We start from the raw sequence: 14,833 nt of genomic DNA, 5'->3' as shown, positions 1-14,833 counted from the left end.
CGAGGGGGCGACGTGATCGCCTGCGAGGATGGCGGACATGGGTGAACGTCCGGACCACGGGATCGATGAAGTCCTCGCCGCGTCGCGCGGCCTGCTCGGCGTCGTCGCGCGGTCGCTCGCGCCGGCGCTCGAGTCGGTCACGGTCCCGCAGTTCCGGTTGATCGTGCTCGTCGTCAGCCTCGGGCCGACGCGTGCCGGCGTCCTGGCGGACCGGCTGGCGGTCGGACCGTCGACCCTCACGCGGAACGTCGACCGTCTGGTGGCCGGCGGGTGGGTCGAACGCCGGGCGTCGTCGGACAACCGCCGCGAGGTCCTGGTGGCGCCGACGGAGCGCGGGCGTGCACTGGTGGCCGAGGTCACGGATCGTCGCCGCCGGGAGCTCGAGGAGATCATCGAGCGGGTGCCGGTCGCGGACCGCGCGGTCGTGACCGCCGGGATGGCGGCGCTCCGTCGGGCGATGGGGGAACCGTCACCCGAGGAGGTCTCCGCCTTCGGGGGGTGACTCCCGTTCGTTGTACGCGTACAATCGTTGTGCCCGTACAACTCAGGAGGACCGTGCCCGACGCTGCCCAGACCATCCGTCCGCACCTCGTGACCGCCGGCACCCGCTTCGGTGGTGCCGCCGTCCGGCTGGCGCTCCCGGCACTGCTCATCGGCCTCGGGGCCGGCGGCGCGGCGGTCGTCTTCCGCTGGCTGATCGAGCACGCCACGTGGGTGTTCAGCGGCCACGCGGACTACTCGGCGACCGATGGGCACCCGGCCAACCCCTGGGTGCCGTGGCTCGGGGCCGGTTTCGTGGTGCTCGCCCCGGCGGTCGGCGGGCTGCTGTACGGGCCGCTGATCCAGCGGTTCGCGCGGGAGGCGCGGGGCCACGGCGTTCCCGAGGTGATGTACGCGGTCGCCCGGAACGGCGGTCGGATCCGGGGCAGCGTCGCCGTGGTGAAGGCCCTCGCGAGTGCGGTCTGCATCGGCGCGGGCGGTTCGGTGGGCCGCGAGGGGCCGATCATCCAGATCGGCGCCGCCCTGGGCTCGACTATCGGTCGGTGGGCCCGGATGCCGGAGGTGCGCCTGAAGACCCTCGTCGCGTGCGGCGCGGCCGGCGGGATCTCGGCGACCTTCAACGCCCCCGTCGCCGGCATCTTCTTCGCGCTCGAACTGCTGCTGCGGGACTTCACCCCGACCTCGTTCGGCGCGGTCGCGATCGCGAGCGTCACCGCGGCGCTCGTCGGTCGCGCCGTCTTCGGCGACGCGGCCTTCCTGCACCTGCCGTCCATCGGTTCGATCACGCCGCCCGAGTACCTGCTCTTCGCGCTGCTCGGGCTGCTCGCCGGGGCGATCGGCATCGGCTTCACCCGCGTGCTGTACCTCGTCGAGGACGCCTGTGACGTCCTGTGGCGGGCGACGCGGGGGCCGGAGTGGCTCCGCCCGGTCGTCGGCGGGCTGCTGCTCGGGGGCGTGCTGCTGGTCCTGCCGCAGCTGTACGGCGTGGGGTACCCGGTGCTCGAACGCGGGGTCGCCGGGCAGTACGCGCTCGGCTTCCTCGCCGTGCTCGTGGTCGGCAAGGTGGTCGCCACGTCGCTCACGCTCGGCATCGGCGGATCCGGCGGGGTGTTCGCGCCCTCGCTCTTCATCGGCGCCATGACCGGCGCGGCCTTCGGCGAGGTCGTCGCGGCGATCGACCCGTCGATGCAGGGGCAGGTGGGCACCTTCGCCGTCGTCGGGATGGGCGCGGTCTTCGCCGGGTCGACGCGTGCGCCGATCACGGCGGGGATCATGCTGTTCGAGCTGACCGGTGCGTACGAACTCGTGCTGCCGCTGGTCGTCGCGGTCGTGATCGCCGGGGCGGTGTCGAAGGTGCTCTCGCGGGACACGATCTACACGCTGAAGCTCAGTCGCCGCGGTGTCGACCTGACCGACGCCGCGGTCCGGTCCCCGGAGCCCTCGACGGCGGGTGGCGCGGCGCGGCCGCTCGGACCGGTGCTCGACACCGGGGCGACCGCCGGGCAGGCGCTCGAGACGATCGAGGGGGCCGGGGGCGGTTCGGTGGTCGTCGTCGACGGGGCCGGGCGCCTGGCCGGGGTCGTCACGGCGCGGTCCGTCGGGGACGCCGTGCTCGGGGACACCGCGTTCGCCGAGCGGCCCGTCACGGACGTGGTCGCCGACGTGGCCGCGGTGTCGGCGACGGCCCCGCTCGACGAGGTCGTCCGGGAGGTCGTCGACGACGCCGACCCCGCGGGCCTGCCGGTCGTCGACGAGGACGGACGGCCCGTCGGGTGGTTGGGACAGGCGGACGCGTTGCGGGCCCTGGTCCCTGCCACCTGACGGACAGGAGGCTCGTGGCGGATCCGCCACGAGCCTCCTGTCCGCCTGCTGTCTGCGTTACGGGCGCAGGAGCACCTTGCCGACGCGGCCGGCGGTGTCGCTGGCGCGCGCCGCGGCGCGCGCCTCGTCGAACGGGAAGACCTCGGAGACCGGCAGGGTCAGCGAGCCGTCCAGCACGCGCGAGATGAGCTCGCCGAAGAGCTGCTGCTTGAGCGGCGCGTCCATCGTCCTGCTGACGACGGCGCCCCAGAAGCCCTTGACCGTGAGCTGGCCGAAGATGACCTTGCCCGACGGGATCTCGAGGGTGGGGGAGGCCATCGCGCCGAAGACGACGAGGGTGCCGTTCTCGCCCATCACCGAGGCGATGTCACCGGCGGCCTTGCCACCGACGGACTCGACGCCGGCGACGATCGGGGCGCCGCCCGTGATCGCGCGGACCTGGTCCTGCCAGTCGTCCGCGTCGGTGGCGACGATGCGGTCAATGCCCTGCTCACCGAGTTCCTCGACGCCGGCGGCGCGACGGACGAGCCCGATGACGTTGATGCCCCGGGCCTTGCCGAGCTGGGCGACCATGCGGCCGACCGCGCCGTTGGCGGCGTTCTGGATGAGCCAGTCGCCCTCGTGCAGGTCGAGCGAGTGCAGCAGGCTGATGGCGCTGAACGGCATCGAGACGAGCTGCGCGGCGTCCTCGTCGGTCATCGCGTCCGGCACCGGGACGAGCCCGGCGGCGTTCGCGACGTAGTACTCGGCCCAGACGCCGAAGGTGCCGCCGGCGACGCGCTGGCCGACGGTGAGGTTCGTGACGCCCTCGCCGAGGGCCTCGACGACGCCGAGCGCCTCGGTGCCGGAGGCCGCGGGCAGCTCGGGCTTGAAGCCGTACGTGCCGCGGATGGTCCACAGGTCGTGGTTGTGGATCGGGGAGAGGACGGTGCGGACGAGGACCTCGCCCGCGCCGGGGGTGGGGACCGGGCGGTCCTCGGCGGTCAGCACGTCGGCGGGCTCGCCGAACTCGTGGTGGACGACGGCACGCATGGTGGTGGGGGTGGTGCTCATGGACTAGTCCTCCGAGACGGTGATGGTGACGTCGATGTTGCCGCGGGTCGCGTTCGAGTACGGGCAGACCTGGTGCGCGGCGTCCGCGAGGGCCTGGGCCTGGTCGTGCTCGAGCCCGGGCAGGACGACCTCGAGCAGCACGGCCAGCTGGTAGCCGCCCTCGCCGTTCGGGCCGATCTGCACGCGGCCGCCGACGGACGAGTCGGCGATCTTCACCTTCTGGCTGCGGGCGACGCCCTGCAGCGCGGAGTGGAAGCACGCGGCGTACCCGGCGGCGAAGAGCTGCTCGGGGTTGGTGCCGGCGCCGGAGCCGCCCATCTCCTTGGGGATCGCGAGGTCGAGCGCGAACGAGCCGTCGCTGGTGGCGACGCGGCCGTCGCGACCGGCTCCGGTGGAGAGGGCCTCGGCGGTGTAGAGGGCTTCCATGTGGTTCCTTCCTTCGTGGGGGTCAGTGGTCCGCTGCGGCGCGGTCCGGCGTCGCGGCGGCGTGCATGGTCTCGGTCAGCCGGTGCAGCGTCGCGATGAGTTCCGTCGCGGCGTGTTCGTCGGCCAGTCCCATCCCCGCGGCGATCGTCGACGGGATGTGGGCGAGTTCGCCGCGGATCGTGCGGCCGCGGTCACCGAGTGTGACCGTGACGACGCGTTCGTCGGCACTGCGGCGCTCGCGGCGGACGAGGTCGCCCTGCTCCATGCGACGGAGCAGCGGCGAGAGCGTGCCGGAGTCGAGCTGCAGGTGGTCGCCGAGGCCCGAGACGGTCTGGTCGCCCTCGATCCACAGCGTCACGAGGACGAGGTACTGCGGGTACGTGAGGCCCCATGGTTCGAGCAGGGACCGGTACGCCTGCGTGGTGGCACGGCTCGCCGCGTAGAGGGAGAAGCACACCATCTCGTCGGTCACGGGCATGCCACAAGGATTGCACGCAATTCAGTTGTGCACAACCTTGTCGCGGACACCTGTCGTCGATCTGGCCGGGTCGCGCGCCGGTCGACCTCCCAGCATCACCGCTGTCCCGACCGCCGCGAGGACGACGGCGACGCCGACGACCTGCCCGGACGAGAGCGTCTCCCCGGCGACGAGGGTCCCGATCGCGAGCGCGACGACCGGGCTGAGGAGCCCGAGGAACGCCGGCACCCGGGTCGGCAGGGACGCGACGCCACGGAACCAGACGAGGTACGCGAACGCCGTCCCCACGATCGCCAGCCAGGCGTATGCCCCGACGGCACCGAGTGTCACCTCCGAGGTCGGGAGCGGCTCCACCACGGCGGTCAGTGCGGCCAGCAGGAGTCCGCCGGCGAGCAGCTGCCATGAGGTCGTCACGATCGGAGGCTCGGTCGAGGCCCAGCGCTTCGTGAGCACGACGCCGACTGCCATCGACCCCGCGCCGAGCAGGGCGGCGGCGACTCCGGCCGGGTCGAGTGCCGCCTCGGCGCGGAGCGCGACCAGGGCGACGCCGACGAGCCCACCGGTGCCGGCGGCGATCGTCACCGGTGTCAGACGCTCGCCGAGGAACCGGGATGCGAGCAGGGCGACGAGCAGGGGTTGCACGCCGCCGATCACCGCCGCGACGCCTCCGGGCAGTCGATCTGCGGCCACGAAGAGGAACGCGAAGAACGCACCGATGTTCAGGGTACCGAGCACGAGCGACCGCCACCACCACGAGCCGCGCGGCAGGCGCCGGCCGATCGCCAGCAGGACCAGGCCCGCGGGCAGGGCTCGCAGGGTGGCGGTGAGGAGGGGGTGCCCTGGCGGGAGGAACGTCGTCGAGACCGAGTACGTGGTGCCCCAGAGCGCCGGAGCGAGCGCCGTCACGGCGATGAGCGGAAGTCGATTGCTAAGCACTGAGTAAATGTAGCTCAGTGCTGAGCGATTAGGATCGCGACGTGGACCACGTCGATCGAGTACTCGCGCAGTGGCGTACGGAACGTCCGGACCTCGACCCGAGTCCGATGGCCGTCATCGGGCGCCTGAGTCGGGCGGCGACCGCGGTCGAGGGGGTCCTCGCCGCGACCTTCGCCCGGCACGGGATCGACGCGTCGACCTTCGACGTGCTCGCCTCCCTCGCCCGGCAGGGTGCCCCGTACCGGCTGACGCCCGTCGAGCTCGCGACGCAGGCGATGGTGACCTCCAGCGCCGTGGCGCAGCGGCTGAACCGCCTGGAGTCGCTCGGGTACGTGCGGCGGACTGCGAACCCCTCGGACGGCCGGGGCAAGATCGTCGAGCTCACCGCCCGGGGCAAGGAGCTGCTCGACCGGGTGCTGCCGGACCACCTCGCGACCGAGCGGCGTCTGCTCGAGCGCTTCACGCCGGACGAGCGCGAGGCGCTCGCGGGCCTGCTCGAGCGCCTGGCCGTCTGATCCGGACGGCTCGCCGCGCAGGCGGTGCCGCGGACCGCGGACCGGGAGGCGCGGTGCGGGGCCGACCCGCGCCGTGCGTCCGTCAGTCGGTCACGTCGGTGCGCTGACGGGTCGGCTCGGCCGCACCGTCCTCGACGTCCTCGGGGCGGCTGCGCAGCCGCAGCGTCGCCGCGAGGCCGAGCACGAGGAAGCCCGCGGCGGACCAGGCCGCGGCGCGCGTGCCGTCGCTGAACGCCTCGGCCGCCGCAGCTCCTGCCGTCGGGCTCTGCTCGGTGAGTGCCGCGATCGACCCGCCGGAGGACGCCACCACGGCGTCGGCGATCTGCGAGGCCGTGGCCGCGGGGGTGCCGGCGTCCTCGAGGCGGTGCTGGAGCAGGGTCCCGGTCGAGGTGAACAGGACCGTGCCGAGCACCGCGATGCCGAGCGCCGAGCCGATCTGGCGCGCGGTGCTCTGGGCGCCGGAGGCCTCGCCGCTCCGCTCGACCGGGACGTCGCGCAGCACGACGCCGGTCAGCTGCGCGGTCGCCAGCCCGACGCCGAACCCGTAGACGAACAGGCACGGCACGATCGCCCACCACGGCGTCGACGAGGTCACGACGAAGCCGATCGCCGCGACGCCCACGATCTCGGCGGCGATGCCGATGCGCACGATCCTGAGTGCACCGATCCGCTGGCCGGCCGTCGCGGCGAACCCGCTCGCGACGAACGACCCGATCGCGAGGGCGAGCAGCACGAACCCGGTCTGCAGGGCGGAGTACCCGAGCACGTTCTGCAGCCAGATGGGCAGGGAGAGGATGATGCCGAACTCGCCGAGCGACACGATGAGCGCCGCGATCGACCCGTTCCGGAACGACCCGATCGTGAAGAGGTCGAGCGCGATGAGCGTGGAGCGGCCCGCGCGCTGCCGCCGCCGGGTCCAGAGCACGAAGGCCACGCCCGCGACGACGCAGACGAGGAACGCGTACGGGATCGGTGACAGCGGTCCGGGCCAGGTCCAGTCGCCGACGGTCAACCGGGTGGCGTTCGTCCACCAGCCGTACGTCCGTCCCTCGATGAGGCCGAACACGAGCGCGGCGCTCGTCACGACGCTGAGCACCGCGCCGACGACGTCGATCCGGCCGGCGTGCACGGTGTCGCGGGACTCGCGCACGGTCAGGTACGCGCCGATGACGATCGCGACGCCGAGCGGGATGTTGATGCCGAACGCCCACCGCCACGAGAAGTCCGTCGTCAGCCAGCCGCCGAGCAGCGGGCCCACGGCGACCATGCCGCCGATCGTCGAGCCCCAGACCGCGAAGGCGATCCCGCGCTCGCGCCCGGTGAAGGTCGCGTTGACGAGGGACAGGGTCGTCGGCAGGACCATCGCGCCGCCGACGCCCTGCGCGATGCGGGCGAGGACGAGCAGGTCGCCCGTCGGGGCCAGTGCGGCGAGGACCGACGCGAGCGCGAAGACGGAGACGCCGACGACCAGCAGGCGCCGTCGGCCGAACCGGTCGGCGAGGGAGCCGAACACGAGCAGGAGCGCCGCGAAGACCAGGGTGTAGCTCTCCTGCACCCACTGCACCGCCGTCGACCCGATGTCGAGGTCGCGGACGATGCTCGGGATCGCGACGTTCACGATCGTCGAGTCGACGATGATGAGCGAGACGGCGATGCTGATGACGACGAGTCCGGCCCAGCGTCGACGGTCGGGGGTGTGGTGGGTGCTCACGTGGCGGCTCCTCGGGTAGTCAGCATGCTGACGATCACCGTACGCCCCGAACGCGGACCTCGTGCAGCACGCGCACGGGCGGGGTACGGACACCGTCGAGCGCGCCCGTGGCCGGGACGGTTAGGCTGACGTGACCCACGATGACCACCAACGACCTCGACAACTCAGCGACCACTGGAGCCGGCCCCACCCGCCGCACCGGTAGGGCGTCGTCCCACGGCAAGACGATCCTGATCGGGGAGCACGCCGTGGTCTACGGCGCACCCGCGCTCGTGCTGCCGGTCCTCGACGCCGTGGTCGTCGCGACGGTGACGCCGACCGACGACGCCGAGGGGCACCACCTCGAGTCCGCCGTGCACACCGGACCGCTCGACCTCGCCCCGGCCGCCGTGATGCCCACCGTGACCGCCGTCACCGCGACGCTCCGCCACTTCGGCGCGACGGACCGCCGGTTCCACGTGCGTGTCGACAGCGCGGTCCCCACCGCCCGGGGCATGGGCTCGAGCGCGGCGGTGGCCGCAGCGGTGACCGCGGCCGTCGCGGACGCCCTCGGCGAGCCCCTCGACGCCGAGACGCACCACGACCTCATCCAGGAGTGCGAACGCGTCGCCCACGGTCGACCGTCCGGCCTCGACGCCCGCGGGGTCGTCGCGGACGCGCCCGTCTGGTTCGAGGGCGGCCGCATCGGACCGGTCGAGCTCGGCGCGCGGTTCGCCTTCGTCGTCGCCGACACCGGCGTGCCCGGTCACACGCGCGAGGCGGTCGCGGCCGTCCGTGCTCGCCACGACGCCGATCCGGACGCCACCGACGCCGTCGTGGACCGCATCGGTGCACTCGCCCGACGCGCGCGGGCGGCACTCGTGGACGGCGACGCACAGGCGCTCGGTGCCACGATGGACGCCGCGCACGGGCTGCTCGGCGACCTCGACGTGTCGAGCGACGACCTCGACCGGCTCGTCGGCGCCGCACGTGCGGCCGACGCCCTCGGCGCGAAGCTCACGGGCGGTGGCCGCGGCGGGTGCGTGATCGCCCTCGCCACGGACGACGACCACGCGGACCGCATCGCGGCCGCACTGCGCGGCGCAGGTGCCGCAGCCACCTGGACCACCACGATCGGAGACCGCGCCTGATGACCGCCACCGCCGTCGCGCACCCCAACATCGCCCTCGTCAAGTACTGGGGCAAGGCGGACGCCGCCCTCGCCCTGCCGGCCACGGGCAGCGTCTCGATGGGGCTCGACGTGTTCCCGACGACGACGTCGGTCACCGTCGGGGACACCGCGGACGACACCCTGACCCTCAACGGTGCCGTCACGACCGACGGGGCGCTCGTCCGGGTCACGCAGTTCCTCGACCTCGTGCGCGGGCTCGCCGGGTCCTCCGCGCGCGCGTCCGTCGTCTCCGAGAACACCGTCCCGACCGGTGCGGGCCTCGCCTCGAGCGCCTCGGGGTTCGCCGCGCTCGCCACCTCCGCCGCCGCGGCCTACGGGCTCGACCTGTCGCCGCGCGACCTGTCCCGGCTCGCCCGTCGCGGCTCCGGCTCGGCCACCCGGTCGATCCCCGGCGGGGTCGCGGTGTGGCACGCCGGCGACGACCAGGGCTCCTACGCCGAACCGATCCCCGCGCCGCCGATGGCCATGGTGGTCGTGACGATCGATGCCGGCCCGAAGCCGATCGGCTCCCGCGAGGCCATGCGACGCACCATCGCGACGTCGCCGTTCTACCCGGCCTGGGTCACCTCGACCACCGAGACCGTCGGTGACGTGCTCACCGCCTGCGCCGCCGGTGACTTCACCCGCATCGGCGAGCTGACCGAGAGCAACGCGCTCCGCATGCACGCCACGATCGAGGGCGCCTTCCCGCCCATCCGGTACCTGAACGCCCGCAGCGTCGCCGTGTTCGACGCCGTGGCCGAACTGCGCGCCGCCGGACTCGAGGCGTACGCCACCGCCGACGCCGGCCCGAACGTCGTCGTGCTCTGCAAGCCGGAGGACCGCTCGGCCGTCGCCACGGCGCTGGCGTCGTTCGGCGACGTCATCGAGTCCGGTACCGGACCAGGCGCGTACCTGGTCGGCTCCGAAGGAACGGGGACCGAGGACCCGGCGGCACACGCACCGGGCGTGGTCCGACCAGAGGAGTCCGCCGAGTGATCGAGTTCCGTGCCCACGGCAAGCTGTTCGTCGCGGGGGAGTACGCCGTCGTCGAGCCGGGGCAGCCGTCCGTCATCATCGCCCTCGACCGCGCCATCACCGCGCGGGTCAGCGAGGGGCACGGTGCTGGCAGCGTGCACTCCGAGGAGTACGGACACCTCCCGCTCACGTGGACCCGCGCCGAGGACGGCATCGCGCTCGACACCGAGCACCACCCCTACGACTACGTGATGGCGACGATCGACCTCGTCGAGAAGCTCCGAGCCGAGCAGGGCATCGCACCGCGCTTCCACGACCTCCGCATCCACAGCCAGCTCGACGACGCGAGCGGCCGGAAGTTCGGGCTCGGGTCCTCCGCTGCCGTGACCGTCGCGACGGTGGGGGCGCTCGACCGCTTCTACGGGCTGGGGCTCTCGCAGCGGAAGCGGTTCCAGGTCGCCCTGCTCGCCACGATCCGGGTCAACCCGCGGGCATCGGGCGGCGACCTCGCGGCGAGCACGTTCGGCGGCTGGCTGCGCTACAGCGCGCCCGACCGTGAGCGGCTCGCGGCCCAGCTCGACACCCGCTCCGTGACCGAGATCCTCGGCGACCAGGACGCGTGGGAGGGCTTCGACGTCCAGCGCCTGCCCGCCCCCGAGAACCTCGAGCTGCTCGTGGGCTGGACCGGTTCACCGGCGTCGACCACGAAGCTCGTCGGCGTCGTGCGTCGGCACCGGAACGGCGGCTACCAGGCCTTCCTCGACGAGAGCCGCGCCTGCGTCGACGACCTCACCGCGGGCCTGCAGACCGGCGACGCCGAGCGGGCCCTCGGTGCGCTCCGTCGCGCTCGCGGCCTGCTCCAGCGCCTCGGCACGTCGGTCGGCTCGCAGATCGAGACCGAGCGACTCGCGACCCTGTGCGACGTCGTCGAAGCGGCGGGCGGGGCGGCCAAGCCGTCCGGTGCCGGCGGCGGCGACTGCGGCATCGCCCTCGTCCCGGCGGACACCGACCTCGCCGGCATCCACCGCGCCTGGGAGGCGCACGACATCAGACACCTCAGCGTCGCGGTGCAAGCGCCCGAAGGGAGCGTCGATGACTGACCTGCTGACCCCGATCCCCACGAAGTGGGTGGGGCCGATCCGCATCAGCGGCAACGCGGTGGAGGGCGAGCACGAGGTGCCGCTCGCCACGTACGAGTCGCCGCTCTGGCCGTCCGTCGGCCGCGGTGCCCGCATCTCGCGCATGGTCGAGGGCGGCATCGTCGCGACCGTCGTCGACGAGCGCATGACGCGCTCGGTCGTCGTCCGCGCCGACAGCGCCGCCGCCGCGCACCTGGCGACCGGGCGCATCCTCGCGCGGCAGGACGAGCTCGAGCAGATCGTCGCCGGGCAGAGCCGCTTCGCGAAGCTCATCGAGGTGCACCCGGAGATCGTCGGGGACCTGCTGTTCCTGCGCTTCGCGTTCACCACGGGCGACGCCTCCGGGCACAACATGGTCACGCAGGCGGCGGACAAGCTCCTGCCGGCGATCCTCGCGTGGGAGCCGGGCCTGCGGTACGTCAGCGTCTCGGGCAACTTCTGCACCGACAAGAAGGCCACGGCGGTGAACGGGATCCGCGGACGCGGCCGGAACACCGTCGCCGAGATCGTCATCCCGGGCGAGGTCGTCGAGAAGCGCCTGCGGTCGAGCGCCGCCCGGATCGCCGAGCTGAACGTCGCGAAGAACCTGGTCGGGTCGACCATCGCCGGGGCCATCCGCTCCGCGAACGCCCACTACGCGAACATGCTCCTCGGGTTCTACCTCGCCACCGGACAGGACGCCGCGAACATCGTCGAGGGCTCCCAGGGCATCACGAGCGCCGAGGACCGCGACGGCGACCTGTACTTCGCGACCTCGCTCCCGCACCTCATCGTCGGCACGGTCGGCAACGGCAAGGGCGGTGACCTGCCCGTCGTCGAGGACGCCCTCGCGCGTCTCGGCTGCCGCGAGGACCGCGAGCCCGGCGCGAACGCCCGCCGTCTCGCGGCGCTGTGCGCCGCGACCGTCCTGTGCGGGGAGCTCTCCCTGCTCGCCGCGCAGACCAACCCGGGCGAGCTGATGGCCGCCCACGTCGCCATGGAACGCCGTGGCGCCAAGCCTGCCGGAGGTGCAGCATGACCCGCATCGGCATCCACGACCTCGCCGTCGCGACCGGGCACCACGTCCTCGAGCTCGACGACCTCGCCGAGCGCCTCGGCGTCGACCCGGCGAAGTACCACGTCGGCATCGGGCAGGACGCGTTCAGCGTGCCCGCGCCGGACGAGGACATCGTCACGATGGGCGCCGCCGCGGCGAAGGAGATCATCGACCGGCACGGTGCCGAGGGCATCCGCACGGTGCTGTTCGCGACCGAGTCCGGCGTCGACCAGTCCAAGGCCGCCGGGGTGTTCGTGCACGGACTGCTCGGGCTGCCGCAGAACGTCCGCGTCGTCGAGCTGAAGCAGGCCTGCTACGGCGGGACCGCTGCCGTCCAGCTCGCCCTCGGCATCGTCGCGCGGGCCCCGCGGGAGCGCGTGCTGGTCATCGCCGCCGACGTCGCCCGGTACGACGTCGACACCGCCGCCGAGCCGACGCAGGGTGCCGGCGCGGCCGCGATGCTGATCGCCGCCGACCCGGACCTCATCGAGATCGAGCCGGCCGCCGGGGTCTTCACCGCCGACGTCGACGACTTCTGGCGGCCGAACGACCGCTCCACCGCACTCGTGGACGGCCGCCTGTCCGTGAGCGCCTACGTCGACGCGTTCGTCGGGGCGTGGGACGACCTCGCGGCACAGGGCGGCCCGGCGTACGAGGACATCGTGCGCTTCGTCCACCACCAGCCGTTCACGAAGATGGCGCTCAAGGCGCACCGGAAGCTCACGCAGCACGTCGGGGTGCCCTTCGACGAGTCCGAGCTCGCCCTCGGCTTCACGTACAACAAGCAGACCGGCAACACGTACACGGCGTCGCTCTGGATCGGGCTCGCGGCCCTGCTCGACCTCGACGACGACCTCGCGGGGGAGCGCATCGGGCTGTTCAGCTACGGATCCGGCAGTGTCGGCGAGCTCATCACCGGCATCGTCCAGCCGGCGTACCGCGAGCACCGCCGCGAGGGGCGGGTCCGCGAGCTCCTCGCCGCACGGGTCCCGCTCTCGGTCGACGCCTACCGCGAGCTGCACGCCGCGGGTGCCGCGACGAGCGAGGACGTCGAGCGTCCGCAGGTCACGGCTGCGCCGTACCGCTTCGCCGGGGTGCGCGGCGGCGCCCGCCGCTACGAGGCGACGCAGCGCTGACGCGACCGTCTGACGGACGGGAGGCGCGGTGCCCGCTGGCACCGTCCCTCCCGTCCCGCACGACTCACGCCGCTGTGGACAGGACCTCGCGTTCCAGACGCTGGTAGCTCGTCTCCATGCCGTCCGTCATGCCGGTCGCGAGGATCATGTCCCGCTGCTCGCGGTCGGGGTAGGTGATGCGGAGCGTCATGAGCGTGACGCCGTCGGCCTCGTCGAACTGCAGGTCGTTGACGTTGGCCGGGAACGGCGCACCGGTCATCCGTTCGGTCGTGACCATGCGGCGTTCCGGCTCGATGACGAGGTGCTCGCCCTCGAACCCGAACGCCTCGCCCTCGGTGTCCCCGACGGGCGCCCAGGCCTGCCGGAACGATCCGCCGACGACCAGGTCGTCCTCGCACACCGTCATCTCCCACCCGTCCGGGCCGAGCAGCCAGCGCCGCATCAGCTCCGGCTCCGTGTACGCGCGCCAGAGCAGGTGCCGCGGCGCCCGGAACGCGCGGGTGATGGCCACGTGGGTGTCGTCCACGATCTCGGTGACCGTGCCCCGGCCGAGGGCGTACTCGCGGAGGTCGGCCAGCACCGTGTCGAGCTGCCCGAACGCCTGCTCGTAGCCGTCGAGCATGCCCATCTCGAGCATGGCGTCGAGGTCGGCGGCGGACGCGAACGACGTCAGCACCGTCACCCGTGACCCGCTGTCGACGGTGTCGAACGACAGCACGGTCTCGCTCGCGGGCAGCGAGTCGTCGACCGTGCCCTCGGCGTCGGAGAACAGGTCGCGGAAGGCGATCCGGCGGGGTTCGTCGACCTCGGACACCTGCCAGAGTGCGTGGAACCGTTCGTTCTCGGGCGAGGTCATCCGGTAGTGGGCGACGCCGCCGGGGCGCAGGTCGAACGAGGTGAACGTTGCGGGGAACCCGGGCGGGCCCCAGAAGCGTTCGAGCTGCCGGGGATCCGCGAACGCTGCCCAGAGGCGTTCGACGGGGACGGGGAACTCGGCCACGAGGGTCACGGTGAGCTCCTCGGGGTCGGTGTGGACGGAAGTGGTCGGCATCATCGGCTCCCTTGCGTTCGGTCATCGTCGCCGCGCGGTGCGCGATGGGCTCCCAGCGGCGCGCGGTCTTCTCCCAGCGGCGTGCGGTCTTCTCCCAGCGGCGTGCGGTCTTCTCCCAGCAGTGCGTCGAGCCGCTCGATCCGGCCGCGCCAGAGGTCCGCGTAGCCGTCGAGCAGCCCACGGACGCGATCGATCTGTCCCGGCTCGGCGCGCACGATGCGGGTGCGGCCCCGGGGTTCCTTGGTCACGAGTCCCGCTCCTTCGAGGACGGCGACGTGCTTCTGGACGGCGGCGAACGACATCGCGTAGGCGTCCGCGAGTGCGCTCACGGATGCCTCGCCGACCAGGGTGCGACGGACGATGTCGCGTCTGGTCGCGTCGGCCAGGGCGTGGAAGACCCGGTCGACATCGGCATCGCTCATTTCGGTTCGTACAACCATCCGGTTGTACGTTACGACGGTCCTGCCCGCCGCACAACCCCCGCGGTGTACAAGGACGCATGGGTCAGCTCATCTACGACGGAGAGCCGCTCGACCTCCGGATCGACGACCGAGCGCTCACACACCTGCAGATCGTCATCGTGAACATGCTCCGGCGGGAGCACCGGTTCGCGTTCTCGTGGAAGGACGACGCCGTCCACGGCAACGGGCGCAGCACGATCTGGCTGCACCCGAACGTGAGTCTGCACTTCAAGTTCTCCGGCAGCCGGGTGCCCCGGATCAACCGCAGCTGGCTCGAGGACCTCTACGCTGCAGCGACGTCGGGCGCAGGGCTCGTGCTCACCCCGGAGCCGTCGGACACGAGCACCGCGGACGACTCCGCGTGGTCCCGTGCGGTGGTGCCGGGCGATGCCGACGACGACTCCGGTACCGAGGACGCGCAATAGCACACGGTCTGTGGGC

General features: G+C 72.8%; 16 protein-coding genes. 9 read left to right on the top strand and 7 right to left on the bottom strand.

Annotation, left to right across the window (positions count from 1 at the left end):
- Window positions 1–37: 37 nt before the first annotated feature.
- Window positions 38–502, top strand: a complete 465-nt coding sequence (locus ACIQUC_RS13505) for a MarR family winged helix-turn-helix transcriptional regulator (protein ID WP_031261031.1) — start codon at window positions 38–40, stop codon at window positions 500–502.
- A 53-nt stretch (window positions 503–555) separates the two neighbouring features.
- A complete protein-coding gene (locus ACIQUC_RS13500; protein WP_402267785.1) occupies window positions 556–2,322 on the top strand; it encodes a chloride channel protein in 1,767 nt (588 codons plus the stop codon).
- 57 nt (window positions 2,323–2,379) lie between these two features.
- On the opposite strand, the gene ACIQUC_RS13495 is transcribed toward ACIQUC_RS13500, so the two are convergent.
- From ACIQUC_RS13495 to ACIQUC_RS13480, 4 genes are read right to left on the bottom strand one after another with little or no spacing between them, the layout of a single operon-like run.
- Window positions 2,380–3,354: a zinc-binding dehydrogenase gene (locus ACIQUC_RS13495; protein ID WP_402268017.1), complete on the bottom strand. Its 975-nt coding sequence runs from the start codon at window positions 3,352–3,354 to the stop codon at window positions 2,380–2,382.
- Between the two features lie 24 nt (window positions 3,355–3,378).
- Window positions 3,379–3,801 carry an organic hydroperoxide resistance protein gene (locus ACIQUC_RS13490; protein ID WP_022905450.1) on the bottom strand — a complete coding sequence of 141 codons (423 nt, stop codon included), beginning with the start codon at window positions 3,799–3,801 and terminating at the stop codon, window positions 3,379–3,381.
- A 22-nt stretch (window positions 3,802–3,823) separates the two neighbouring features.
- Window positions 3,824–4,279: a MarR family winged helix-turn-helix transcriptional regulator gene (locus ACIQUC_RS13485; RefSeq protein WP_022905449.1), complete on the bottom strand. Its 456-nt coding sequence runs from the start codon at window positions 4,277–4,279 to the stop codon at window positions 3,824–3,826.
- 21 nt (window positions 4,280–4,300) lie between these two features.
- The gene (locus tag ACIQUC_RS13480) at window positions 4,301–5,215 is read right to left on the bottom strand and encodes an EamA family transporter (protein WP_402267781.1); all 915 of its coding nucleotides are present in this window, start codon (window positions 5,213–5,215) and stop codon (window positions 4,301–4,303) included.
- Between the two features lie 41 nt (window positions 5,216–5,256).
- On the opposite strand from ACIQUC_RS13480, the gene ACIQUC_RS13475 reads away from it, so the two are divergent.
- Window positions 5,257–5,730, top strand: coding sequence for a MarR family winged helix-turn-helix transcriptional regulator (locus ACIQUC_RS13475; protein ID WP_402267778.1), 474 nt, complete (start codon window positions 5,257–5,259; stop codon window positions 5,728–5,730).
- 82 nt (window positions 5,731–5,812) lie between these two features.
- Here the strand turns inward: ACIQUC_RS13475 and ACIQUC_RS13470 are convergent, their stop codons facing one another.
- Entirely contained in the window at window positions 5,813–7,441 is a 1,629-nt protein-coding gene (locus tag ACIQUC_RS13470) for a DHA2 family efflux MFS transporter permease subunit (protein WP_402267776.1), read from the bottom strand.
- Window positions 7,442–7,581: 140 nt separating this feature from the next.
- On the opposite strand from ACIQUC_RS13470, the gene mvk reads away from it, so the two are divergent.
- From mvk to ACIQUC_RS13445, 5 genes are read left to right on the top strand one after another with little or no spacing between them, the layout of a single operon-like run.
- The gene (gene mvk, locus ACIQUC_RS13465; RefSeq protein WP_402267773.1) at window positions 7,582–8,571 is read left to right on the top strand and encodes a mevalonate kinase; all 990 of its coding nucleotides are present in this window, start codon (window positions 7,582–7,584) and stop codon (window positions 8,569–8,571) included.
- Window positions 8,571–9,590, top strand: coding sequence for a diphosphomevalonate decarboxylase (gene mvaD / locus ACIQUC_RS13460; RefSeq protein ID WP_402267770.1), 1,020 nt, complete (start codon window positions 8,571–8,573; stop codon window positions 9,588–9,590). The genes mvk and mvaD overlap by 1 nt, the downstream gene beginning before the upstream one ends.
- The gene (locus ACIQUC_RS13455) at window positions 9,587–10,669 is read left to right on the top strand and encodes a phosphomevalonate kinase (RefSeq protein WP_402267767.1); all 1,083 of its coding nucleotides are present in this window, start codon (window positions 9,587–9,589) and stop codon (window positions 10,667–10,669) included. The genes mvaD and ACIQUC_RS13455 overlap by 4 nt, the downstream gene beginning before the upstream one ends.
- Entirely contained in the window at window positions 10,662–11,726 is a 1,065-nt protein-coding gene (locus ACIQUC_RS13450) for a hydroxymethylglutaryl-CoA reductase (RefSeq protein WP_402267765.1), read from the top strand. The genes ACIQUC_RS13455 and ACIQUC_RS13450 overlap by 8 nt, the downstream gene beginning before the upstream one ends.
- Window positions 11,723–12,880 carry a hydroxymethylglutaryl-CoA synthase gene (locus ACIQUC_RS13445; protein WP_402267762.1) on the top strand — a complete coding sequence of 386 codons (1,158 nt, stop codon included), beginning with the start codon at window positions 11,723–11,725 and terminating at the stop codon, window positions 12,878–12,880. The genes ACIQUC_RS13450 and ACIQUC_RS13445 overlap by 4 nt, the downstream gene beginning before the upstream one ends.
- A 64-nt stretch (window positions 12,881–12,944) precedes the next feature.
- On the opposite strand, the gene ACIQUC_RS13440 is transcribed toward ACIQUC_RS13445, so the two are convergent.
- Together ACIQUC_RS13440 and ACIQUC_RS13435 are read right to left on the bottom strand one after the other, a co-directional pair.
- Window positions 12,945–13,931 (bottom strand): SRPBCC domain-containing protein, encoded by a 987-nt coding sequence (locus ACIQUC_RS13440; protein WP_402267759.1) that lies wholly within the window; start codon window positions 13,929–13,931, stop codon window positions 12,945–12,947.
- Window positions 13,931–14,353 carry an ArsR/SmtB family transcription factor gene (locus ACIQUC_RS13435; RefSeq protein WP_402267756.1) on the bottom strand — a complete coding sequence of 141 codons (423 nt, stop codon included), beginning with the start codon at window positions 14,351–14,353 and terminating at the stop codon, window positions 13,931–13,933. The genes ACIQUC_RS13440 and ACIQUC_RS13435 overlap by 1 nt, the downstream gene beginning before the upstream one ends.
- A 77-nt stretch (window positions 14,354–14,430) precedes the next feature.
- Here ACIQUC_RS13435 and ACIQUC_RS13430 point away from each other — a divergent pair, with 77 nt between their 5' ends.
- Window positions 14,431–14,817 carry an ATP-dependent DNA ligase gene (locus ACIQUC_RS13430; protein ID WP_402267753.1) on the top strand — a complete coding sequence of 129 codons (387 nt, stop codon included), beginning with the start codon at window positions 14,431–14,433 and terminating at the stop codon, window positions 14,815–14,817.
- Window positions 14,818–14,833 lie beyond the last annotated feature (16 nt).

Origin of the sequence: Curtobacterium sp. NPDC098951 (genome assembly GCF_044759965.1) — a bacterium.
Classification (GTDB): Bacteria; Actinomycetota; Actinomycetes; order Actinomycetales; family Microbacteriaceae; genus Curtobacterium.
The sequence above is the reverse complement of the archived record's forward strand: the minus strand, read 5'-3'. Positions and strand labels throughout refer to the sequence as shown.

Coding starts and splice junctions, on each gene's coding strand:
- mvk (WP_402267773.1), top strand. CDS start 7,582: ATGACCACCAACGACCTCGACAACTCAGCGACCACTGGAGCCGGCCCC.
- ACIQUC_RS13450 (WP_402267765.1), top strand. CDS start 10,662: ATGACTGACCTGCTGACCCCGATCCCCACGAAGTGGGTGGGGCCGATC.
- ACIQUC_RS13485 (WP_022905449.1), bottom strand. CDS start 4,279: ATGCCCGTGACCGACGAGATGGTGTGCTTCTCCCTCTACGCGGCGAGC.
- ACIQUC_RS13430 (WP_402267753.1), top strand. CDS start 14,431: ATGGGTCAGCTCATCTACGACGGAGAGCCGCTCGACCTCCGGATCGAC.
- ACIQUC_RS13495 (WP_402268017.1), bottom strand. CDS start 3,354: ATGCGTGCCGTCGTCCACCACGAGTTCGGCGAGCCCGCCGACGTGCTG.
- ACIQUC_RS13490 (WP_022905450.1), bottom strand. CDS start 3,801: ATGGAAGCCCTCTACACCGCCGAGGCCCTCTCCACCGGAGCCGGTCGC.
- ACIQUC_RS13505 (WP_031261031.1), top strand. CDS start 38: ATGGGTGAACGTCCGGACCACGGGATCGATGAAGTCCTCGCCGCGTCG.
- mvaD (WP_402267770.1), top strand. CDS start 8,571: ATGACCGCCACCGCCGTCGCGCACCCCAACATCGCCCTCGTCAAGTAC.
- ACIQUC_RS13435 (WP_402267756.1), bottom strand. CDS start 14,353: ATGAGCGATGCCGATGTCGACCGGGTCTTCCACGCCCTGGCCGACGCG.
- ACIQUC_RS13445 (WP_402267762.1), top strand. CDS start 11,723: ATGACCCGCATCGGCATCCACGACCTCGCCGTCGCGACCGGGCACCAC.
- ACIQUC_RS13440 (WP_402267759.1), bottom strand. CDS start 13,931: ATGCCGACCACTTCCGTCCACACCGACCCCGAGGAGCTCACCGTGACC.